At 30.3% G+C, this 22,349-nt stretch carries 20 protein-coding genes; 11 read left to right on the top strand and 9 right to left on the bottom strand.

Translation table 11 applies throughout. From position 1 onward, the window contains the following. Positions 1–33 precede the first annotated feature (33 nt). Positions 34–2,127: a S46 family peptidase gene (locus tag GQS57_RS08685; RefSeq protein WP_165732470.1), complete on the top strand. Its 2,094-nt coding sequence runs from the start codon at positions 34–36 to the stop codon at positions 2,125–2,127. Between the two features lie 241 nt (positions 2,128–2,368). Here the strand turns inward: GQS57_RS08685 and GQS57_RS08680 are convergent, their stop codons facing one another. The 5 genes from GQS57_RS08680 to GQS57_RS08660 form a co-directional block, all read right to left on the bottom strand. After that, entirely contained in the window at positions 2,369–3,100 is a 732-nt protein-coding gene (locus tag GQS57_RS08680) for a metallophosphoesterase family protein (RefSeq protein WP_165732469.1), read from the bottom strand. Between the two features lie 324 nt (positions 3,101–3,424). After that, complete coding sequence (locus GQS57_RS08675) at positions 3,425–4,828, bottom strand: hypothetical protein (RefSeq protein ID WP_165732468.1); 1,404 nt, start codon at positions 4,826–4,828, stop codon at positions 3,425–3,427. Positions 4,829–4,834: 6 nt separating this feature from the next. Continuing rightward, positions 4,835–5,668, bottom strand: coding sequence for a universal stress protein (locus tag GQS57_RS08670; RefSeq protein WP_165732467.1), 834 nt, complete (start codon positions 5,666–5,668; stop codon positions 4,835–4,837). 81 nt (positions 5,669–5,749) lie between these two features. Next, the gene (locus GQS57_RS08665) at positions 5,750–6,754 is read right to left on the bottom strand and encodes a glycoside hydrolase (RefSeq protein ID WP_165732466.1); all 1,005 of its coding nucleotides are present in this window, start codon (positions 6,752–6,754) and stop codon (positions 5,750–5,752) included. 187 nt (positions 6,755–6,941) lie between these two features. After that, complete coding sequence (locus GQS57_RS08660) at positions 6,942–7,370, bottom strand: Lrp/AsnC family transcriptional regulator (RefSeq protein WP_165732465.1); 429 nt, start codon at positions 7,368–7,370, stop codon at positions 6,942–6,944. Positions 7,371–7,496: 126 nt separating this feature from the next. On the opposite strand from GQS57_RS08660, the gene GQS57_RS08655 reads away from it, so the two are divergent. The 4 genes from GQS57_RS08655 to GQS57_RS08640 all read left to right on the top strand — a co-directional run bounded on the left by GQS57_RS08655 (position 7,497) and on the right by GQS57_RS08640 (position 11,856). Next, entirely contained in the window at positions 7,497–8,213 is a 717-nt protein-coding gene (locus tag GQS57_RS08655; RefSeq protein ID WP_165732463.1) for a sulfite exporter TauE/SafE family protein, read from the top strand. Between the two features lie 210 nt (positions 8,214–8,423). Then, complete coding sequence (locus GQS57_RS08650; protein WP_165732461.1) at positions 8,424–9,773, top strand: NAD(P)/FAD-dependent oxidoreductase; 1,350 nt, start codon at positions 8,424–8,426, stop codon at positions 9,771–9,773. A gap of 52 nt (positions 9,774–9,825) precedes the next feature. After that, positions 9,826–11,448 carry a 4Fe-4S binding protein gene (locus GQS57_RS08645; protein ID WP_165732460.1) on the top strand — a complete coding sequence of 541 codons (1,623 nt, stop codon included), beginning with the start codon at positions 9,826–9,828 and terminating at the stop codon, positions 11,446–11,448. Between the two features lie 228 nt (positions 11,449–11,676). Further along, a complete protein-coding gene (locus tag GQS57_RS08640) occupies positions 11,677–11,856 on the top strand; it encodes a hypothetical protein (protein WP_165732458.1) in 180 nt (59 codons plus the stop codon). A 300-nt stretch (positions 11,857–12,156) separates the two neighbouring features. Here GQS57_RS08640 and GQS57_RS08635 read toward each other — a convergent pair whose 3' ends face one another. Beyond that, positions 12,157–13,158: a fasciclin domain-containing protein gene (locus tag GQS57_RS08635; protein WP_165732456.1), complete on the bottom strand. Its 1,002-nt coding sequence runs from the start codon at positions 13,156–13,158 to the stop codon at positions 12,157–12,159. 27 nt (positions 13,159–13,185) lie between these two features. Continuing rightward, complete coding sequence (locus tag GQS57_RS08630) at positions 13,186–14,079, bottom strand: hypothetical protein (RefSeq protein WP_240915455.1); 894 nt, start codon at positions 14,077–14,079, stop codon at positions 13,186–13,188. Between the two features lie 230 nt (positions 14,080–14,309). Between GQS57_RS08630 and GQS57_RS08625 the strand changes: the two genes are divergently transcribed. The 6 genes from GQS57_RS08625 (at position 14,310) to GQS57_RS08600 (ending at position 20,296) form a co-directional block, all read left to right on the top strand. Continuing rightward, positions 14,310–14,777, top strand: a complete 468-nt coding sequence (locus GQS57_RS08625; RefSeq protein WP_165732454.1) for a toxin-antitoxin system YwqK family antitoxin — start codon at positions 14,310–14,312, stop codon at positions 14,775–14,777. Continuing rightward, a complete protein-coding gene (locus GQS57_RS08620) occupies positions 14,777–15,469 on the top strand; it encodes a glycosyltransferase family 2 protein (protein WP_165732452.1) in 693 nt (230 codons plus the stop codon). Before GQS57_RS08625 ends, GQS57_RS08620 begins: the two co-directional genes overlap by 1 nt. After that, complete coding sequence (locus GQS57_RS08615; RefSeq protein ID WP_165732450.1) at positions 15,469–16,959, top strand: cellulose synthase family protein; 1,491 nt, start codon at positions 15,469–15,471, stop codon at positions 16,957–16,959. The genes GQS57_RS08620 and GQS57_RS08615 overlap by 1 nt, the downstream gene beginning before the upstream one ends. Next, the gene (locus GQS57_RS08610) at positions 16,959–18,377 is read left to right on the top strand and encodes a mannosyltransferase (protein ID WP_165732448.1); all 1,419 of its coding nucleotides are present in this window, start codon (positions 16,959–16,961) and stop codon (positions 18,375–18,377) included. Before GQS57_RS08615 ends, GQS57_RS08610 begins: the two co-directional genes overlap by 1 nt. A 61-nt stretch (positions 18,378–18,438) precedes the next feature. After that, entirely contained in the window at positions 18,439–19,467 is a 1,029-nt protein-coding gene (locus tag GQS57_RS08605; protein ID WP_165732446.1) for a LacI family DNA-binding transcriptional regulator, read from the top strand. Next, the gene (locus tag GQS57_RS08600) at positions 19,436–20,296 is read left to right on the top strand and encodes an HAD family hydrolase (protein ID WP_306771830.1); all 861 of its coding nucleotides are present in this window, start codon (positions 19,436–19,438) and stop codon (positions 20,294–20,296) included. Before GQS57_RS08605 ends, GQS57_RS08600 begins: the two co-directional genes overlap by 32 nt. A gap of 11 nt (positions 20,297–20,307) precedes the next feature. Here GQS57_RS08600 and GQS57_RS08595 read toward each other — a convergent pair whose 3' ends face one another. After that, on the bottom strand, positions 20,308–21,150 hold the full coding sequence (locus GQS57_RS08595) for a glucosaminidase domain-containing protein (RefSeq protein ID WP_165732443.1): 843 nt from the start codon (positions 21,148–21,150) through the stop codon (positions 20,308–20,310). Next, positions 21,147–22,067: a pyridoxal-phosphate dependent enzyme gene (locus GQS57_RS08590; protein WP_165732722.1), complete on the bottom strand. Its 921-nt coding sequence runs from the start codon at positions 22,065–22,067 to the stop codon at positions 21,147–21,149. Before GQS57_RS08590 ends, GQS57_RS08595 begins: the two co-directional genes overlap by 4 nt. Positions 22,068–22,349 lie beyond the last annotated feature (282 nt).

The raw sequence follows: 22,349 nt of genomic DNA, 5'->3' as shown, positions 1-22,349 counted from the left end.
TTTGTATCTTTATCACTTTTTAAAAACAACTATATGAAATATATTAAAATTCTATTTTTATTCCTTTTTGTACAAGTTTCTGCACAACAAGGTGGTATGTGGATTCCGTCTCTTTTAGAAGGAATGAATGAACAAGAAATGACTTCTTTAGGAAGTAAATTAACTGCAAAAGACATTTACGACGTCAACAATTCTAGCTTAAAAGATGCTATTGGGCATTTTAATGGAGGCTGTACTAGTGAAATTATTTCTCCAAAAGGTTTAATTTTAACCAATCATCATTGTGGATTTGGTCAAATTCAATCTCATTCTACCTTAGAAAATGATTATTTAAAAGATGGTTTTTGGGCGATGAATTTAGAACAAGAATTACCAAATCCTGGTTTATATATCGAGTTTATTGTACGTATAGAAGATGTTACAGACAGCGTTCTTGCAGGTGTAAATGACACTTTATCTGAAAGAGAGAAACAATCTATCATTACAAAAAATGGGAATGCTTTACAAAAAACAATTACCAAAGAAGCTTGGCAACAAACTAAAATAAAATCCTTTTTTCAAGGAAATCAATTCTTTTTATTTGTGACAGAGCGTTTTGATGATATTCGTTTAGTAGGTGCGCCTCCAACAAGTATTGGTAAATTTGGTAGCGACACAGACAACTGGGTTTTCCCGAGACATACTGGAGATTTTTCTATGTTCAGAATTTATGCAGATGCAAATAATCGCCCTGCAAAATACAGTAAAGACAACGTACCTTATACACCAAAACACTTTTTACCAATTTCTTTAGACGGTGTAGAAGAAGGAGATTTTACCTTAGTTTTTGGTTTTCCAGGAACTACAAATGAATACTTACCTGCTACTGCAATTAAGCATATTACTGAAGAGTACAACCCAACAAATATTGCCATTAGAGAAGCTGCATTAGAGGTTATTGATGCAAAAATGAAAGAGAGTGATGAGGTTCGTATTAAATATGCTTCTAAACAAGCTGGAATTGCAAATTCTTGGAAGAAATGGATTGGAGAAAATTTAGGAATTCAGAAAAGTAACGCTGTAGAAAAAAGACAAGCTTTTGAAGCTACATTTACAAAAGCCTTGGCAGAAAAAAACTTAACGGAAAAATATGGAAATATCCTTCCTGAATTTGATCGTTTATATAAAGAGTTTGCTCCTATCAACATTAAAAGAAGAAACTTTATTGAAGTCTTTTTGGTAACTAATGAGCTTATGAGCATGACTTTTAGAGCATATCAGTTTGAGCAAGCTATTAATAAAGATCCAAAGTCTTTTGACAAAGCAAAAGCTGCTATAGAAAGCACTTTAAAAGGTATTCACAAAAATTATGATGTAGATGTAGATAAAGGAGTATTCGAAAATGTAATGCCTTTTTATAACGAGAACGTTGATGCTAGTATTTATGAAAAAACAGCTTTCACAAATTTAGATACCGCTTTACAATTGTTTGATGGAAAAGCTAAAAAAGTGCTTAAAAACTTGAATAATGATGCTGCATATCAATATGCAAAACCAATGATTGAAGCTTTTTACAAGGATCTGAATAGAGAGTATCAACTAAAAAATGAACCGATTGTAGCTTTACAAAAAACCTACATGAAAGCATTGATGGAAGCATTGCCAAATGCGCGTTATTTTCCGGATGCAAACAGTACTTTACGTGTAACTTACGGACAAGTTAGAGGCTATGCTCCAAGAGATGCCGTCTACTATAATCCTGTTAGTTATTTAGATGGAGTTATTGAAAAGTATGTTCCTGGAGATTATGAATTTGATGTTCCAGAAAAGTTGAGAGAACTTCACAAAACTAAAAATTACGGACAATATGCAGATAAAAATGGTAAAGTTCCTGTGTGCTTTTTAGGTACAAATCACACAACAGGTGGTAATTCTGGAAGTCCTGCAATAGATGCTGAAGGAAACTTAGTCGGTCTAAATTTTGATAGAGTTTGGGAAGGAACCATGAGTGATATGAACTACGATCCTGAAATTTGTAGAAATATTATGGTAGATATTAGATATGTATTATTTATTGTTGATAAATATGCCGGAGCGACTCATTTAATTGATGAAATGACCATCGTATATCCGAAGAAAGATAAATAATTAAACTATATATTAAGTATTAAAAAAGGTTTAAGAAACATGAAAATAAATGTTTCTTAAACCTTTTTTTTTGTTGAAAATTCAGTGTATTTCTGTCACTAAATAGTAATACCACATAGTAGGTTTCGAAGTTGTTCCTCTTTGAGATGACTTAATACATTAACACATTCTAAAAAAAAAGAACTGGAACTATGAGATTCCTCTTCGTTCCTCATTCGGAATGACAATTATAACTATTTAATTACTTATTTCTACCTGTTTCATTCGGGTACAAACTTGGTAAACTATCACTTTGTACAAACTCTTTGGTATCAATATTTAAACCAGTTACTTTCCCTCTAAAAGCTGCACCTGTATCTACATTCCAAACATTTGCAATGTTTATTGGGTTTGGTTCATTGTAGTTTGTTGTTGGCGTATGTCCAATATAAATTTCTTTATAGTGTTGTATTCTTTTTGGATAAAATAAAGAGTCTTTTTCGATTCTAGAATCTAAAGCTAAAAGCATCTCCCACAAAGATCTATCTAAATAAAAGAGCTCTTTAAATTGCTCTTTTTCTACACCATGTAAAGAAGTAAAACCAGCATGTAAAAACAATCTATTTTCTGTATCTATATGATATAATGGTAAGTTCTCGAAAAAAGTGAGGTGCTGTTTTTTTTCTTCAACAGAGAAACCTTCATAACTTTCCATGGTCTCTTTACCTCCGTGTAAAAACCAAATAGGATTTACATCATTTGCATCTTTTAACCAATTCTGACACCAAACATCATGATTTCCTTTGATAAAAACACAGTCGAATTTTTGAGACAACTCTAGTAAAAGTTCTACAACTTGTGCAGATTCACTCCAACCATCTACATAGTCTCCCATGAAAATAATTCTATCTCCATCTTTTAATTCTAGCTTATTTAAAACCTGAATTAATGCTTTTAATCCTCCATGAATATCTCCAATTGCAAAAGTTCTCATCTAAATTTATTTTTGACAAAACTAAGTATTTTTATAAGAGAACAAGAATTGTAAGATTAAATTTAGATTACCAAACATTATTAACGGATAAAAGACATAAGACCACTTCGTTTTTAGAATCAAGAACCAAGACTTAGTTTCTACTACTTTACAAACACCCCGAACTTAAGCTAAAATTAGTTTGCCTTTTCTCAATAAAATTATTTCAAAAAACCAGGGTGTCATTTATAAAATACGTAAAACCACTTATTAAAAAAAGGATTAATCGGAAACTAATGAATACCGAACAAAAGTATTAATGTTTATAAACATTTTCTAGAGAATCTACTCTGCAGTAAAAGTTTCTTGAATCATCAGGTTTACCCAAAAATCATCACTTAAACCCATTACAGTTATTTTATAATCTTCATTTAAAATTAAGGCTTCTGGTGTCTCTAAATTTATTTTTGAAGTAACGTTCGAAGTATCATAATATTGAAACATTTTATCCTCTGTAAAAGTACCTGATAAAAAATCACTATCAGCATCCGTAATTATCTGTAAATATTCAACATTCTCTACATAAGAACCATCCGTCCAAGTAAATATCGGCATTAATGATTCCGAAGCATCTATGGTAAGATCCGTAAACCATTCTGTAGGCCTTGTTTGATTTTTAATTTTTACTGGATTAGAAATATGCAATGTTTCATCAATAATGTAGGTAACAATACACCAACTTTCTGCATCATCTGTTCTATTGTACCTTCTAAGTTCACCTCCATAAACAGCTTCATCTGTCAGCATTTTTCTTCTATAATTAGAAAAATCATTTTCATCAACCAACGTATTGTCTGTTTCATAATATCTCATGGCAGAAGAACCTGTTAAGAAATCATAATAAATATAAGAAAGACTCTGAGAACCACTGCTACTTGCTGCAAAAGCTAGCGCACTTTCAATAGTTTTTGTTGAATTTAAAGCCACATACTCTTCCAAGTTTCTTGGAACAAATGATTCTAGAATTACAGTATTTACCCAATAATCATCACTAATTGCCATCATTGTAAAAAGATACTCTGTGTCTTCTACCAAATCATCTGGCGTTACAGAACCGTTTAAAGAACTCTCTACATTAGACGTGTCATAATATTGAAATGTTTTATCTAAAGTATATGTTCCGGAAACAAAAGTTTCATCGTCTACTTCAGAAATAGCTTCAAAATAAATTACATTATCACTCACTCCAAAATCTGACCAAGTGAATTTTGGGGTTAATGTTGTTGGATATTCTATAGTAACTTCATCCGTCCAACTTGTTGGGTTTGTTGCATTTTTTAAACGAATTGGGTTCGATTTATGTAATTCGCCATCTAACATATATGTAACAATGCACCAATTTTCTTCGGAACCAGACCTAGAAAAACGCTTCAATTCTCCTTCATAAACATTTGTTGCAGTTAGATTCTGTCTTCTGTAATTAGAAAAATCTAATTGATCTACACTTAAGCTATCTGCTTCGTAATATCTAATATCTGTAGCTCCTTCTTCTGGTGCTGTATATATGTACGTTGTACTAGTGTCTCCACTTGCACTTGCTGCATATGCAAAAACGTCTCCTAAATCTGTGTTTGATGAAGTATCTATATATTCCTGTAAATTTCTTGGAACAGTAATATCGTTATCTTCGGTACAAGAAAATAAAAAAAAGCAAACAAAAACTGTTCTCAAAAAATTTTTAATAGTCATATCTTTTTAAATTTTAATCGTAATAATTGGCAAGGTAGAATGATTTGCAATATCCTCGGCAATACTTCCTGCAAAAATATGAGATAATCCTTTTCTACCATGCGTAATTACAGAAATTAAATCTGCTCCTAATGCATTCGAAAAATTTAGGATCCCTTTTTCTATAGTTCTATCGCAAACATAGTTTACATTAATCATTCTATGAACATCTCCTTCTGCTTTCAATAAAAAATTATTTGCCATTTTTTCCATTTCAGAAGTTGTTTTAAATTCTTCATTTGGTAAATTCACATATAAAATATGTTTTTGAGCATTTAAAAAGTCTAATGTTTTTAACATTCTTTGAAATCCAGGTATACTTTCTTCAGAAAAATCTGTGGCTACCACAATGTCTGAAAAATCGGCATTTACCATTTCATTTTTTATAACTAAAACCGGCAAGTTTGCAAATCGTACTACTTTTTCTGTATTAGAACCTACAAAAAATTCTTTTAGACCACTTGCTCCTTCAGATCCCATAATTATTAAATCTGCATTTAATTCTTTTGCAATATCATTTATCTCACTAAAAACTTTGAATTGTTTTATAACAGGAATAAGTTTTACACCTTCTAAAAAATCTTTTACCAGAAAATCTTTAAACTTTTTTTCTGCTAATTTTAAGAAAAAAATTGCTTTTTCATGCTGATTATCTTCGCTCTCCGTTAAAGAAATTTCTTGTAAATCTAACATGTGCAACGCGTAAACAGTTGCTTTGTATTTTTTGGCTAACAAAGCTGCCGTTTTTAAGGCATGCTCAGAATGTACAGAAAAGTCTATGGGTACAATTATTTTTTTCATGGTAGTAGTAGTTTTTAGTTAATATGCTAATTTAAGCGCTAATGACCTAAATACATAGGACATTCGTCATATTTTAGAATGCTAATTTTCTTGATATAATTTTCTAATTGTTGCTTCTGCTGGTTTATTTTGTGGTGTAAATCTATTATCGTTGCTTCCACCAACTTTATCGTGTTTATGAAACCACTTCCAGATAAAACCACCTGCAAACCATTCTTCTTTCCAAAACTGATTATGGATTGCCTGTAAACCATTTACCTGAGCTTGCAAATTTACACTACCTTCTACCCTATTTGCATCCCAAGGTTCTTTCCCGGTATAATCTACACTTCGGTAACCGAACTCTGTAAATAAAATTGGTTTCTTAAATTTCTCTTGAACTTGTAAAATTTCTTTTTTGTGAGGCTGCCAACTTAATTCTAACTCTTCTACAGAAGGTGTTTTTTTATCACTTAAAGGAAAGTAAGCATCTACACCAATAAAATCTAATTCATTCCAAAACATAACACGTTTATATTCATCCCAATTTGCAGCGTAAGTTAATTTTCCTTTGTAAACTTTTTTGATTTCTTTAATTAATTGATGCCAATATTCTGGTCTGTTCATTACAAACTTTTCTAATTCTGTACCAACACAAAATATGTCTGCATTAATTTCTTGTGCTGCTTTTGCATAAGTTAAGATAAAATCTGAATAAGAAACTTCTAATGCTTTCCAGTTTTCTTCAGAATCCATTTTTATATCACCTGTAAAAAAACCATGACCAACCCAAATTTGAGGTTTCACCATAATTTTTACATTCTTTTTCTGAAATTCTTCTGCATACTGCAATAAACCTCCTCTAGTTTCTCCAAACCATTGTCTGCTAGAATTAAAACCAACTTCAGGAAAAGAAAGGTCTCTAATAAATCCAAATGGCATTAATGCAACATAATTACTTTTCGCTTCTAAGACCGAATTTATATGTGTTTTATTTATTGTATCTCTTGAAGCAACAAAGCTTAATCCGTTTATTTTTTTCTGTTGACTATTGCATGATAACTGAATGAATATCAACAATAAAAAAAGGAGTTTATAGGTTTTCATATCGCCCGAAAATAGCTTTTTAATAAAACAATGCTCTTAAACCAATGTTAAAACTTTGTACCAATAGCATAAATATTCCGCATACTGATTTACTTTCTAATTTTTGTTTAATAATTGGCATATGTGGAGGATCTTAAATATTTCTTTAGAAAACAATCAAAATCATTAATTCATATTATTTTACCAACTACAAAACTTCTTCTTTTTTAAGTTCAGAAAGTATAAGATACGTACACGGACTACCATATTTAATAAGCTCGTCTATAAACTCTTGCAAATGTAATTGATCTCGAAGCGCTACACGCATATGAATATTATAAGGCCCCGTTATTCTAAAAACCTCTTGTACTTCTGGGTACGTAGTAATTTCTGATAAAATATAATTAAGCTTACCATCAAATATTTTTAACATTACAAATACCTCTAAGCCACTACCTAACATAGCGTGGTTTAATTTTATATTATATGCTTTTATAACTCCTAAATCTTCTAATTTCTGAACCCTTTCTCTTACAGAGGATGGTGAAAGTGCAATTTTTCTTCCTATTTCTGCAAATGAAGCCCTCGCATTCTTTTTTAATATTTCGATTATTTCCTTATCTATCTCACTAACCATTGATTCAAGTTTAATTCACTCAAAAATACATTTTTAAACTACATATATGGCGTTTAAACAAATTAATCCATTTTAGTTTTGAACCTCAATTAAATAATTTTACAGTAAATAAATAACTATTTCCTGATGAATATAACCGTCCTATTAATCTTAACAATTGGAATTTTTGTAGGATTTTACGTACAAACAGTAATTGGTTTTGCTGGATCTTTAATGGCATTACCTATTTTATTATTTGCGATAAAATTGCCAGATGCCATTGCGTATATCTCCATCTTCTATCTATTTTCTAGCATATTTTTAATTAGAAAAGAATATAAAAATATTGATAAAAAAATAATTTTAAAACTTGCAACCGCATCAATCATAGGAATTCTAACAGGTATTTTAGTACTCACTTTCTCCAACCCAATTGTACTAAAAAAAGCACTTGGAATTTTCATCTTATTTTATGTAGGATATGTATTATTTAGTAAAAAAAAGGTCATTTTAAACAACGGCGGCATTATTAGCTTTGGTGTTATGGCTGGATTTTTTTCCGGTGTTTTTTCTTCTGGAGGTCCGTTGCATGCTATTTGCATCGAAAATTCCGCAAAAAACATGAAAGTATTTAGAGCAACCATGATAGGAATTTCTGGTATTGTTTCTTTAACACGTGTTCCTGCTTTGGCAGTAAGTGGAATTTTAAATTTCAGCCATTTAAAGATGGCAGTATTAGTATTTCCTTTTTTTCTTTTTGCACAATTTTTAGGTAAACGAACTTTTACAAAAATTAATGAAAACGTGTTTAAAAAATCATTATTAGTTCTTTTATCCATTTCAGGAATTATGCTAATCTTTTAGTTAAGTATCTAAAAACAAGTAATACTAACCACAATTAATAAATACTTTCATCCATAAGATAACTATTTAAAAACTAAAATATTCTCCTTAATAACTTTCATATTGCATTCAACAAATACCGATTCCTTTATTTAAATCCATTCTAAATTAATCTATACAATTAAGTTCTTAACTTTAGCTTCGACTTAACCCTCAAGAATCAATCGCCCTATGAAACATATTGTAATAATCGGTAACGGAATTTCTGGAGTTACCACTGCGAGACATATCAGAAAAAATTCTGATCATAAAATAACAATCGTTTCCGCAGAAACTAAATATTTCTTTTCTAGAACCGCCCTTATGTATGTTTACATGGGACACATGAAGTTTGAACACACCCAACCTTATGAAAATTGGTTTTGGAAAAAAAATAGAATCGAGTTAAAAGAAGGATTAGTAAGTAAAGTACATACAGACAAAAAAGAATTGGAGTTTAGCGATGCTTCTACTCTTTCTTTTGACCAACTGATTATTGCAACAGGATCTAAACCCAATAAATTTGGATGGCCGGGTCAAGATCTAGAAGGTACATTGGGTATGTATCATAAACAAGATCTAGAAAAATTAGAAAAATATGCTCCCGATAATAAAGCTTGTAACAGAGCAGTAATTGTTGGTGGTGGATTGATTGGTATTGAATTAGCAGAAATGCTAAGAAGTAGAAAAATTCCAGTTACTTTTTTAGTAAGAGAAGATAGTTTCTGGAACGGAGTTTTACCTGCTCAAGAATCTGAAATGATCAACAATCATATAAAAGATCATCATATAGACTTACGTTTAAGTACCAACTTAAAAGAAATTAAATCTGATGAAAACGGACGTGTAAAATCAATTATTATTCAAGAAACAGGAGAAGAAATTCCTTGTAATGTAGTTGGTTTAACAGCTGGTGTTACACCAAATATAGATTTCTTAAAAGAATCTGGAATAGAGTTAGGTAGAGGTGTAAAAGTAAACCGATTTTTAGAAACCAACATAAAAGATATTTTTGCAATTGGTGATTGTGCAGAACAACACGAAGCAATTGGCCAACGTAGAAATATTGAAGCTGTTTGGTACACAGGTAGAATGATGGGAGAAGCTTTGGCGCAAACCATTTGCGGTAACAAAACAGCTTATAAACCTGGTCATTGGTTTAATTCTGCTAAATTTTTAGACATTGAATACCAAACGTATGGTTGGGTTTTTAGTGAAAGAAGTAGACAAGAAAATGAAACTTATTTTCAATGGCAACATCCAACAGACCATAAATGTATTACCATTTCTTTTGATAAAAACACCAATACCTTTTTAGGGATAAATACTTTTGGAATAAGAATGCGCCATGAAATTTTTGACAAATGGTTAACCGAAAACCAATCTATAGAACATGTATTAGAATATTTAGCCGATGCTAATTTTGATCCAGAATTCTTTAAATTACATGAAGCTGAAATTTTAGCAAAATTCAATACAGAAAACAACACCAATATTCAACCAAAAAAGAAAAGTTGGAAACGTATTTTTTCTCTTAATTAAAGAAAGACGTTTAAAGAAATCCAATTTTAACTCATAATACCCCATAATTATTTTGAAACTCATAAAACAATCAGGTTTAATAATTTTCTTAGCAGGATTAACCTTCTTTATAGCTACAGTTTTCACAGGTTCTTTTAACTTAAAACAAGCCGAATTAGATACTTTTATAAAAGAAAAAGGCTATAAAAGTGAAATTATAAAAGAAGAATTATCAAAGGCAATTGTAACACAAGAAAACTTAAATATTTTTCAATTCTCTAGCCGTGTAATTAATGCTTACGAAACCTCTAATAATCATTACGATGCATTAATTGCTAAATATGATTCAGAGAAAAATTGGGACGCAAAAGGAAAACAATTTCAATATAAAATCTCAGGAAAACCACATAGTGTCAGTTTTGAACTGGCAAAAAAATCTGGTAAAGGTTTTGCTGCAGACAATACAGGATGGGCATGGTTTTTAACCTTTGGTTTAGGTATTATTGGTGCACTTATGTTTATAATACCAGATGTAATTCTACTAGGTAAACCAGGAATTAAAAACGATGGAATTTTCTTAAGCGCAGTAACCAACCGTGGTTGGATTGGTTGGTTTACTTTTGTATTTTTAGTAACTTTTTATATTCTGCTTTATTTTTATCCAGATTTTATTGTAAACTGGGTGTATTTAGTCGATCCAATTAGTAAATCTCTTAGCGGTAACCCTGCTGGACAATGGTTTTTGTATGGATATTTATACTGTGTTGTTATGACAGTTATGGCAGTGAGAATGTATATAAAATACCGTCATAATAAATATCAAATATTAAGAACTACTTCTGTTTTATTCTTTCAAATTGTATTTGCATTTTTAATTCCAGAAATTTTAGTTCGTTTCGAAAAACCTTGGTACGATTTTAAAAACGCGTTCCCTTTAGATTACGACTTTTTCTTTAGATGGAATCTAGAAGAACTACTTGCTAGCGGTGGTTTTGGTTTATTCATATTAGTTTGGGGAGTTGTTTTAACTATTGTAGTTGTACCTGTAATGGTTTATTTCTTCGGAAAAAGATGGTACTGTTCTTGGGTTTGTGGTTGCGGTGGTTTAGCTGAAACTTTAGGAGATCCTTACAGACAAAACTCTAGTAAAACCTTACTTTCTTGGAGAGTAGAACGTATTGTAATTCATACTGTATTAATTTTTGTTTTAGTAATGACCGGTTTTGCTTTGTACACTTTCTTTACGCAAGAAAGTCAAGTTTTAGGTATTAAAACACAAACCATTCAAGATATTTATGGCTTTTTAATAGGTGCTATTTTTGCGGGAGTTATCGGTACAGGTTTCTACCCTATTTTTGGGAATAGAGTTTGGTGTCGTTTTGGTTGTCCGTTGGCTGCGTATTTAGGTTTTGTACAACGTTTTAAATCAAGATTTAGAATTACCACAAATGGTGGACAATGTATTTCTTGTGGAAACTGTTCTACGTATTGTGAGCAAGGAATTGATGTAAGAGCTTATGCACAAAAAGGAGAAAACATTGTACGTTCTAGTTGTGTTGGTTGTGGTATCTGTTCTGCAGTTTGCCCAAGAGGAGTTTTAAAATTAGAAAACGGACCAGAAGAAGGTAGAATTAATCCTACAGAAATTTTATTAGGAAATGATGTTGACTTAATGGATTTGATGAATAAAAAATAATAGTAAACTTTACGACTTATTTTAAAGCTATTTAAAGATATCCTGAAAAGCATTTCTTTAAGTTCGTAAGAAAACGAAACACATATTACTGAATGTAAAAATTCATTTTTTTATAATAAAAATAAAGCCACAAAATAATTTTTGTGGCTTTATAAATTAAACGAACCAAACACTCAATTTTATTATAGACTTGGTCATAAAACTCTATCTATCACCTAAACGATACCATTGATACTTGCCACAAATGGACGACAATATATTTCTTATAAAAACTGTTCTACGCATTGTAAGCTAGGAATTGATGCAAAAGCTTATCCACAACAAAAAGGAGTAAACATTATACATTATAGCTGTATTAGTTGTGGTTTGTGTTCTGCAATTTATCTAAGAGGAGTTTTAACACCATAAAAAGAACCCGAAGAAGGTCCAATTAATCCTATAGAAATTGTATAAGGAAACAATCTTAACGTAATGGATTTGATAGACAATACAAATAAATATCAAAATGATTGATGATAAATTCGTTTGGAATAAGAAGTAAAAGTAAACTTTACGACTTATTTTAAAGACGTTAAAAACATTTCTTTATGTTAGCAAGCAAACTAAACATAAATCCCTAAGTATAAAAATTCAATTTTTTGTAAAAAAATAAAGCCACAAAATAAATTTGTGGCTTTAAAAATCAAACTAAACTAACACTCTATTTTATTATAGATTTGGTAATAATACTCTATCTATTACGTGAACGATACCATTTGTAGTCTGTACATCTGGTATTACCATATTTGCAACTTCACCACCGTTACCTAAACCAGTAACCGTAAGTGTACCATTCGTAAAAGCACCTAAAGTTAAATCATCTCCTCCTAATGGAGATACTGCTCCTTCACTTAACTCTGAAGTAAATTTACCATCGTTTGCTATTACATGGTTTAAAAGTACTGATCTTACTACCTCTACAGGTAATTGACGAATATCTTCTGGTTTTGTAAAAGTTAATCCTAATGCAGTTCCTAAATCAACAAATGCTTGATCTGTAGGAGCAAATACTGTAAACGAAGGGCTACCTTCCGAAGCAGAAAGTGCTCCAGCTAAATCTGCATAAAGAACAGCTTCCACTAAATAAGTTAATTCTGGTGATGTAAAAACCTGAGCCGTTTGAAGTGCTATTGCAGTTTGTACAATATCAGCTCCAGAAGCAATCATAACTTTATCAATTACGTGTACAGTACCATTACTTGCCATAACATCGGTTGCTAATATTTTAGAACCATTGATATAAGTACCCCCATCACGAGTTACAAAACGTCTGTCAATTCCAAGAGCAGATGTTGAAGAAACATCAGCAGAAATTGCTGAATTAAGTAAGTTTCCATTAGAAACATGATATAATAATGTATTCGTCAAAAATGATTTTTGAAGTGCTCCTAAAGTATTTTCATTTAATCCTAATCTTGCAAAAGCATCATTAGTTGGTGCAAAAACGGTATAATCTCCAGAAACATCTCCTGGATTAGGGTTACTTAAAACAACAGCAACACCACCAGCTACAGCTGCAGCTTCTAACGTACTAAAATCTTGGTTTGTAACAGCAATATTAGCTACAGAAGGTAATTCTTCTTCGTAATTTGATGTTGTTTCACATGAACTTAATGTACTAATAGCCATCGCTGACATTAATATATATTTTGATATAGATAAATTTTTCATAATTGTATATATTTTTTTATTTATTGATTAAAATGAGTAAACAACACCACCGTAAACCCCTGTAGATTTCCCAACGTTTCTACCACTTACATAACTACTAACTCCCGCTGTTATACCCACAGATTCATCTAATGGCACAAAACCATTAACACCTATTCTTGTATAATTTACACGTGTTGCAGGAAAAAAGCCTTCAAAACCTTCGCCTAAAATATCAACACCATCTTTATCTGATAATTGGTTGGCAACAAACGCATCTACGTAAAATTTAGAGGATGCATACCCTAACTTTAATTCTGTGATAAAAGCATTTGGAACATCGTTACCTCTTAAACTGTAACCAGCCTGACCTGTTGCAAACATTCCTGAATCGTTTTTAAAAGTAGCAATACCAAAAGCACTAAATTTAGTCGATTCATTTCCAATAGCAATAATAGATTGTAAACCTTCATCTGCGTTGTAACTACCTAAAGGTGTTTCTAAACCAGCAGCTCCAATTAGAGATAAAGAGTTTTTATCAAAATCAAAAGTGTGAATTTTATACTTCGCATAAATTTTTAAATCTTGTAATCCTTTTCTTTCATTCTCAAAGCCATTATTAGCTAAAACTTCACTACTTGCATTTCCTTCAGATTTAATATAAGGTACATTTAATACAATATTAAAATTATCAGTAACACCAATTTCTCCGTATAAAGAAATACTTGTTGTAGTTACATCATTAAATACAGGTACTCCGTCTACCTCATTAGGCACTAAAAACACCTTACTATAAGATTCTTGAGAATAGGATAAAACCAAAGCGCCTTCTCCTGTTTTTTTCATAAATCCACTTACTGGGCTCTGAGCCATACAAATAGTGGTAAACATCATGCATAATCCTGCAAGAGTTCCAATATTATTCATTTTTTTAATTGTCATAATTGTTTTGTTTTAAATGTTAGTGACACCATACTTACGTAATAAAACAAGTGGCGGTTTTAAAATTTTTTAAAAAAACCTTAAATAAAAAAAATTACGTATGTATTATATACAAGAAATAAGCGACTACATAAAAGGTTAATGAGTTTATGAATTTTATTAATTAACCTATAAATAGCAACTAATTAATTTTAACACACTAAAGAACAAGAAACTATAAACAAAAAAATATGATTCTTAAATATGCATTATGCCTCTTTTTTATTTCAACCTATGCTCAAAAGGAAAAAGAATTTATTCAAAATTTTAATACACAAGGAAATTTACAATCTAAAGGATGGGTTCAAAATAATGAAAAGGTAGATTTTTGGACTTTTTATCATTCAAATGGGAACATTTCAAAAAAAGGTCATTTTAATCACGATAAAAAAAATGGATATTGGTACTTTTACACCGAAAATAAAATATTATTAAAAGAAGGTACTTATACGAATGATTCTGCTAATAATTGGTGGACCTTCTATACTAATAAAGAGAAGAAAAAAATTCAGTTTAAAAACGGTGTTAAAGATGGTTATGCATTAGTTTATAAAAATAATCGTCTAGAAAAAGCAGAGCATTATAGCGCAAACGAAAAAACTGGAGAGTGGACATCTTATTTTGTATTTAAGAAGGATAATCCAAATGTAAAATTTTAATGGATCAACTAATAAAAGTAATTATACCTGCTTATAACGAGCAAGATTCTATAGCAAATGTTATTAACGACATTCCTAAAATAGTAAATGAAGTTATTGTAATTAGCAACAACTCTACAGACAATACAGAAGTTAATGCAAAAAATGCAGGTGCAACTGTTTTAACAGAAACTAGAAAAGGATATGGTTTTGCTTGCTTAAAAGGAATGGAATACATTAGTCAGCAAGAAATAAAACCAACTATTATTGTGTTTTTAGATGGAGATTATTCTGATTACCCAGAACAGTTAACAGAAATAATTCACCCAATCTTACATGATAATATCGATTTTGTAATTGGTTCTCGTGTAAAAGATACGAGAGAAAGTGGTTCTATGACACCGCAACAGGTGTTTGGCAATTGGCTAGCTACTTTTTTAATGACGTTATTTTTTGGCGCAAAATATACAGATTTAGGTCCTTTTAGAGCTATAAAATATGATAAATTACTAGCTCTAAACATGGTAGACAAGACTTATGGTTGGACGGTAGAAATGCAATTAAAAGCATTAAAACAAAAATTAAGTTACGTAGAAATTCCTGTAAAATATAGAAATAGAATAGGCGTTTCTAAAGTATCAGGTACTGTAAAAGGAAGTATCTTTGCAGGAGTTAAAATATTAGGTTGGATTTTTAAATACAGTTTTAAATAGTGGTTATAGAATACATTATTATAATTATTTACTCGTTATCGTTATTGCTCATTTTTATGTATGCATTAGCGCAATTAAATTTGCTTTTAAATTATTTAAAAGCAAGAAAGAAAGTAGATAACTCAGAAAAATATAATTTCTCAAATACAAATGAGATTCCATTTATTACCATACAGTTACCCGTTTATAACGAGTTGTATGTAATGGAGCGCTTGTTAAAAAACATTGCGTTATTAGAATACCCAAGAGAAAAGTTAGAAATTCAGGTTTTAGACGATTCTACCGACGAATCTGTAGAAATTACCGCTAAACTTATCAAAGAAATTCAAGCACTTGGCATAGATATTCAGCATACTAGAAGAAGCAATAGACAAGGCTTTAAAGCAGGTGCGTTAAAAGAAGGTTTAAAAACAGCTAAAGGAGAATTCATTGCTATTTTTGATGCAGATTTTTTACCAGAACCAGATTGGTTATACAAAACTGTTCCCTATTTTAAGGATCCAGAAATTGGTGTTGTTCAAACACGCTGGGGACATATAAACAGAGATTATTCTACGCTTACCAAAATTCAGGCTTTTGCCTTAGACGCACACTTTACGTTAGAACAAGTGGGTAGAAATAGTCAGGGACATTTTATTAACTTTAATGGTACTGCTGGTCTTTGGAGGAAAGAATGTATTTATGATGCTGGTAACTGGGAAGGAGATACGCTTACAGAAGATTTAGATTTAAGTTATAGAGCACAATTAAAAAATTGGAAATTTAAATACCTAGAAGAAGTAGTTACACCTGCAGAATTACCTGTGGTAATTAGTGCTGCAAGATCTCAACAGTTTAGATGGAATAAAGGTGGCGCAGAGAATTTTCAGAAAATGATGAAACGTGTTATTAAAAGTAAAAACGTTCCTTTTAAAACTAAAATTCATAGTTTATTACACTTATTAAACAGTTCGATGTTTACGTGTATTTTCTTGGTAGCAGTTTTAAGTGTGCCTATGTTGTACATTAAAAATGAATATGCGCATCTAAAAATATACTTTTATGTCATGAGCTTTTTTGTAATAAGTTCACTTATCTTTTTTATTTGTTATTGGTTTATGTTTAAAGCAATTTACGGTGGCGGATTTGTAAAATTTATAAAATATATTGGCTCTTTTTTCACCTTTTTCTCCATTGCAATGGGTTTTTCTTTACACAATACAATTGCTGTTTTAGAAGGTCATTTAGGTAAAAAAAGTGAATTTATAAGAACTCCAAAATTTAATATTAATGGATTAAAAGGAGAATGGAAAAGCAATAAATACATTAAGAAAAAGCCCTCTTTTCATGTTATTTTAGAAGGTTTATTGGCGCTATATTTCGTTTTTGGTATGTACAGTGCATTTATTGTTGGGAACCAAGGTGGAGATTTCGGTTTATTTCCTTTTCACTTTATGCTTTTTATTGGGTATAGTTATGTATTCGTTAAATCAATATTTTCTAAAGCTTAATGTTGTCTTTTAATAAATACAAAGACCTATTCCTAATTTTAATTAGCACACTTTTATATATAACTTTTGCCTATTATTTAGAAAGAACAGAATTCTATAAACTTTTATTTTTATGGTTTTCACTTTTTACTTGTTTCTTTTTTTTGATCAAAAGCAAATCCATAAACACGTCAACTTTAATTGGATTAGTTATTCTTTTTAGGTTGATTTTCCTCTTTGCTATCCCAAATTTATCTCAAGATTTCTACAGATTTATTTGGGATGGACGTATGATTCTTGAAGGGTTGAATCCGTATTTATCGTTACCAAAAACCTACATTCAACAAGGTCTTCACCCAATAGCAGAAACATCTAATTTGTATGTTGGTATGGGCGAGATGAATGGAAGCCATTTTACTAATTACCCACCTATTAACCAGCTTTGTTTTTTAATAGCTGCGTTGTTTGCTAGTAAAAGTATATTTGGTTCTATTGTAGTTTTAAGGCTAATTATTATTCTTGCAGATATTGGAATCCTGTATTTCGGAAAGAAACTACTAGAAAGATTAAACTTGCCTGTAAAAAACATTTTTTTGTATGCATTAAATCCATTTATAATTATAGAAATGACGGGGAACTTGCATTTTGAGCCGGTTATGTTATTTTTCTTAATTTGGAGTTTTTACAAATTACATCAACAAAAATGGGTATGGGCCGCAGTACTTTTAGCTTGTTCTGTTTCCGTAAAGTTAATTCCGCTATTGTTTTTACCCTTGTTTTTTCAATGGTTTGTTCAAAAATCTTCTAATAAAGAAGAACTTACTTCTTCGAACACTCCCCTTAATACTTTTGGTGTAAAATGGATTCCTGCCTTCTCAGGAATAAAAAAACTAATAGGGTTTTATGCAATAACATTAACAACAATCATTATTTTATTTCTTCCTTTTTATTCATCAGAATTCATTAATAATTATGCTAATTCTGTTGGTTTATGGTTTAGAAACTTTGAATTTAATGCAAGTTTCTATTATATTTTTAGAGAAATTGGTTACCAATTTAGAGGCTATAATGAAATTGCAATTATTGGAAAAATCACTCCTATTTTAACTATTTTATTTCTTGTTATAATCACTTTTTTCAGAAAAAACAACACTATAATTCCATTAATTACAGCAATGTTATTTGGATTGTGTTTTTACTATTTTACAGCAACAACTGTACATCCTTGGTATCTAGCAACACCTTTAATTTTTTCTGTATTTACGAAGTATCGTTTTCCTGTAATTTGGACAATTGTAATTATTTTTAGCTATCAAGCCTATGCAAATATTCCTTGGAAAGAAAACCTTTGGTTTGTTGGTATAGAATACGTTATCCTCTATGGATTTCTACTTTTTGAGCTTCTAAAGAATCCTCAATATTATAAAATTGTAAAATAATCAATTTTAGCTATTATATTCCGAGAATTTTGTATTTTAGTCTTTAATTTTTGAATCAAATATGAAAAGACTTACCATAAAAGACATTGCTAAAGAATTTAATGTTTCTATTTCTACTGTTTCTAAAGCACTTAATGACAGTTATGAAATTAGCGTAAGTACAAAAGATAAAATTCAAAAATACGCTAAAGAGAAAAACTACAAACCTAACTTTAATGCACTAAGTTTAAAGAATAGACAGACCAAAACTATCGGAATTATCATTCCGAATATGTTAAACTATTTTTTTGCTCAGGTATTTAATGGTATCGAAAAAGTTGCCAACGACAGAGGGTATAAAATAATTTCATGTATTTCTAATGAATCTTTTAAGAAAGAAGTAGAAACTATTGAAATGCTTTCTAACGGAAGTATAGATGGTTTTATATTATCGCTTGCAGAAGAAACGGTTTCTAAAGGAGATTATAAACACTTTCAAGAAGTTTTAGACAATGACACTCCAATTGTTATGTTTGATAGAGTTGCAGAAAAATTAAAGTGCGACAAGGTAGTTACAGATAATTTTGACAGTGCAAGAAGTACCGTCTCTTATTTAGTAAAATCTGGTCATAAAAATATTGCCTTTATTTCTACAATGAATAATTTAGATATTGGAAGAAGAAGACAATTAGGTTATTTAAAAGGTTTGGAAGATTATAATCTTAAAGCCGAAAAAAACCTCATCATAAATATAGATGACAACTATAAAAACTACGAGAATATTTTAACTCCTATTTTTAAAGACAACACCATAGATAGTGTTATTGCTACAGATGAATCTTCTGCTATTGCAGCAATGAAAGTAGCTATAAAACAGGGACATAAAATTCCAGAAAACTTTTCCGTTATTTCCTTTTCTAACGGAATCTTAGCAAGACACTCTAGCCCAAGAATGACTACTGTTAGCCAACATGGAGAGATTATGGGAGCTACAGCTGCAGAAATGCTAATTAACAGATTAGAAGACAAATCTAAGGTTAAGAAAAAACATGAAACTGTTATTGTTAAAACAGATTTAGTTGAAAGAAATTCTACTAAAAACATATTATAATCTCACATCTATTTACAGCACAATGAATTTATCTAAAGTAAAATTAGTAGTTTCTGATATGGATGGAACATTACTAAACTCAAAAGGTGAAGTAAGTACCTTATTCTTTGACTTATTTAAACAACTGAAAGAAAAAAATATTACTTTTTGCGCTGCAAGCGGAAGACAATACAATAGCATTGTCTCTAAACTAGATGCCATTAAAAATAATATTTATGTAATTGCAGAAAATGGTGGAATTGCAAAAAAAAATGATGATTTATTAGTCTTAAATTTACTTTCTGCAGAGAAAATTAAAAAAATTCTTCCGATTTTAAAAAGTATAGAAAACTCTCATGTGGTTTTGTGTGGAAAAAATGGCGCATTTATAGATTCTAAAGATGAAGATTTTATTGATTTGTTTCAAGAATATTATACCAAATACCAAATTGTAGATGATTTATATAGCATTATAGACAACGAGGATTTCTTAAAAGTAGCAATTTATCATTTTACATCTTCAGAAGAATATGTATACCCACTTATAAAAGATTTTGATGAAGATTTATTAATTAAAATCTCAGGCAAAAACTGGCTAGATATTTCTGATAAAAAATCAAATAAAGGAAATGCTTTAAGAGAGGTTCAAAAAATCTTAAATATCACCAAAGAAGAAACGATGGTTTTTGGTGATTACCATAATGATATAGAAATGTTAAGAGAGGCCGATTTTAGTTTTTCTATGAAAAATGCTCATAAAGACATTACCAAAATTGCTAATTACGCTACCGAAAGTAATGATAACTATGGGGTAGAAAAGATATTAGCTCAATTAATAGAAGCTAAATAACAAACTTGCTTTTATCTAGTAAGCAAGTGTTGCCCAATAGATATTGTATTATCTTTTAAGCCGTTAATTTCTTTAAGAACCTCAACACTTATTTTAAATTTTCTAGAAATAGAATACAACGTATCTCCTTTTTTAACTTCATAGTATTTACTAATAGTTTTTTGGAGACCTTTATCCTCTATCACAACTTTTGTATTTTTACGATCAACATTAAAGCCATTGCTTTTTATTTTATCAAATTCATGCAACCTGTAGTCTTCAATAATTTTAATAAGCTTATTAGGGTATTGCCTATCTGTAGCATATCCTGCCCTTCTTAACCCTTTAGCCCAACCTTTATAATCATCACTATGATAATCAAACAAAAAAGCATACCTTCTTCTTTGTGTTAAAAAGGCAGAATGATCATCATAAGAAGATTCTACATACTGGTATTTTCTAAAGCATTCTCCTTTATGATCATCATCATGATAAACGCGTTGTCCTTGCCATTCACTATGACATTTTATACCAAAGTGATTGTTAGATTTTAAAGCCAATTCACTCCTTCCTCTGCCCGATTCTAAAATACCTTGGGCTAACGTAATACTGGCAGGAATTCTATGCAAGTGCATTTCTTTAACTGAAACTGCGGCATATTCTCTAATATAATCTAAAGTTTGTTTATTTAAGTTTGAGTTTTTAGTTATTAAATTTGTAGTTCGTTCTACTTCACTTGATGTAGGAATCTTTACAGGCTTTGGTTCATTTAAAACAACACCAGCATCCCTTTTAGTTCTACTAGCTTTTTTGCTAGACCCACAACTTGATAAAATTAATAAACTCACACAAAATAATACAACTCTTAACTTCATATACTTTTAATTATTGGCTCATTTTTCTTTTCTAACATCTGGTTAAATCCAGCTATCCCCTGAATTCCCCCAGTATGAATTGCTAAAATCTTAGTCCCTTCAGCAAAAAAATCTTTTTTAATTAAATCTATAATACCAAACACCATTTTACCCGTATAAATAGGATCTAATAGAACACCTGTTTTATCTGAAAAATCATTAATAAATGTAATTAATTCTTCACTATGTTTAGCATAACCTCCAAAATGATATCCTTTTTGTAATTTCCAATTATCATTTTTAATGGTATATTTTTTTATTTCTTCGGATAAAAAATTCCCTTTTAACGCTGGAAAACCTAGTACTTTCTGTTTCCTTTTTAATGTTTTTATCAAACCAGCTAACGTACCTCCAGTACCAACTGCTGCACACACATAATTAAATTGAGCGTCTTCTTTTGTTAAAATCTCTTCACAGCCATTCACTGCTAAAAAATTTGTTCCTCCTTCTGGAATTAAATAAAAATCACCCCATTTATTTTTCATTTTCTCTATAAAACCAAAAGACGTTTTTTGTCTGTATAATTCTCTAGAAACAAAATGAAATTTCATGCCATGTTCATGCGCAACCTTTAATGTTGGGTTTTCTTCTAAAGTTTGTTCTAAGTTCTTCCCCAATTCCTCACCTCTAATAATACCAAAGGTTTTTAAGCCTTCCATTTTACCAGCAACTGCAGTTGCAACAATATGATTAGAATACGCACCTCCAAAAGTAAGTACCGCCTTCTTTTTAAGCTTTTTAGCTTCTTCTAAATTGTATTTTAACTTTCTAAATTTATTACCCGAAACAAAAGGGTGAATTAAATCTTCTCTTTTTATAAAAAGTTCTATATTTTTTTCTTCTAAAATAGGAAGAAAAACTTGTTGGTTTTCAGCGATAAAATCACTCTCGAAAAAAGTTTGGTTTGTATTACTCAATGTTAAGAATTTGTTACCGCAAAAATAACAGATATTATTTTGATACCTACATAATCTTCACTTTTTAAAGTTAAAACTGCAACTTAACATACTTTTTAGAAGAAACAGACCCAAAACACCTTTAAATTAAACCCTTACCTAAAAACCTGCCATTAAAAAAGCTTACAAATAGTGGTTAAAGGAAGAAACAATTCTATTTAGATTTTAAAAATAGCTTATAATAACAGAAATAAGCACTTAAGT

It is taken from the genome of Polaribacter sp. 20A6 (assembly GCF_011378915.1).
GTDB classification, from domain to species: domain Bacteria; phylum Bacteroidota; class Bacteroidia; order Flavobacteriales; family Flavobacteriaceae; genus Polaribacter; species Polaribacter sejongensis.
Note: the sequence above shows the minus strand (reverse complement) of the source record. Positions and strands in the feature narration are given on the sequence as shown.

Bases quoted from the DNA above. Each gene is read 5' to 3' on its own strand.
- GQS57_RS08620 (WP_165732452.1), top strand. From the start codon at position 14,777: ATGGATCAACTAATAAAAGTAATTATACCTGCTTATAACGAGCAAGAT.
- GQS57_RS08595 (WP_165732443.1), bottom strand. From the start codon at position 21,150: ATGAAGTTAAGAGTTGTATTATTTTGTGTGAGTTTATTAATTTTATCA.
- GQS57_RS08610 (WP_165732448.1), top strand. From the start codon at position 16,959: ATGTTGTCTTTTAATAAATACAAAGACCTATTCCTAATTTTAATTAGC.
- GQS57_RS08685 (WP_165732470.1), top strand. From the start codon at position 34: ATGAAATATATTAAAATTCTATTTTTATTCCTTTTTGTACAAGTTTCT.
- GQS57_RS08660 (WP_165732465.1), bottom strand. From the start codon at position 7,370: ATGGTTAGTGAGATAGATAAGGAAATAATCGAAATATTAAAAAAGAAT.
- GQS57_RS08655 (WP_165732463.1), top strand. From the start codon at position 7,497: ATGAATATAACCGTCCTATTAATCTTAACAATTGGAATTTTTGTAGGA.
- GQS57_RS08650 (WP_165732461.1), top strand. From the start codon at position 8,424: ATGAAACATATTGTAATAATCGGTAACGGAATTTCTGGAGTTACCACT.
- GQS57_RS08680 (WP_165732469.1), bottom strand. From the start codon at position 3,100: ATGAGAACTTTTGCAATTGGAGATATTCATGGAGGATTAAAAGCATTA.
- GQS57_RS08635 (WP_165732456.1), bottom strand. From the start codon at position 13,158: ATGAAAAATTTATCTATATCAAAATATATATTAATGTCAGCGATGGCT.
- GQS57_RS08670 (WP_165732467.1), bottom strand. From the start codon at position 5,668: ATGAAAAAAATAATTGTACCCATAGACTTTTCTGTACATTCTGAGCAT.
- GQS57_RS08605 (WP_165732446.1), top strand. From the start codon at position 18,439: ATGAAAAGACTTACCATAAAAGACATTGCTAAAGAATTTAATGTTTCT.
- GQS57_RS08675 (WP_165732468.1), bottom strand. From the start codon at position 4,828: ATGACTATTAAAAATTTTTTGAGAACAGTTTTTGTTTGCTTTTTTTTA.
- GQS57_RS08625 (WP_165732454.1), top strand. From the start codon at position 14,310: ATGATTCTTAAATATGCATTATGCCTCTTTTTTATTTCAACCTATGCT.
- GQS57_RS08630 (WP_240915455.1), bottom strand. From the start codon at position 14,079: ATGACAATTAAAAAAATGAATAATATTGGAACTCTTGCAGGATTATGC.
- GQS57_RS08665 (WP_165732466.1), bottom strand. From the start codon at position 6,754: ATGAAAACCTATAAACTCCTTTTTTTATTGTTGATATTCATTCAGTTA.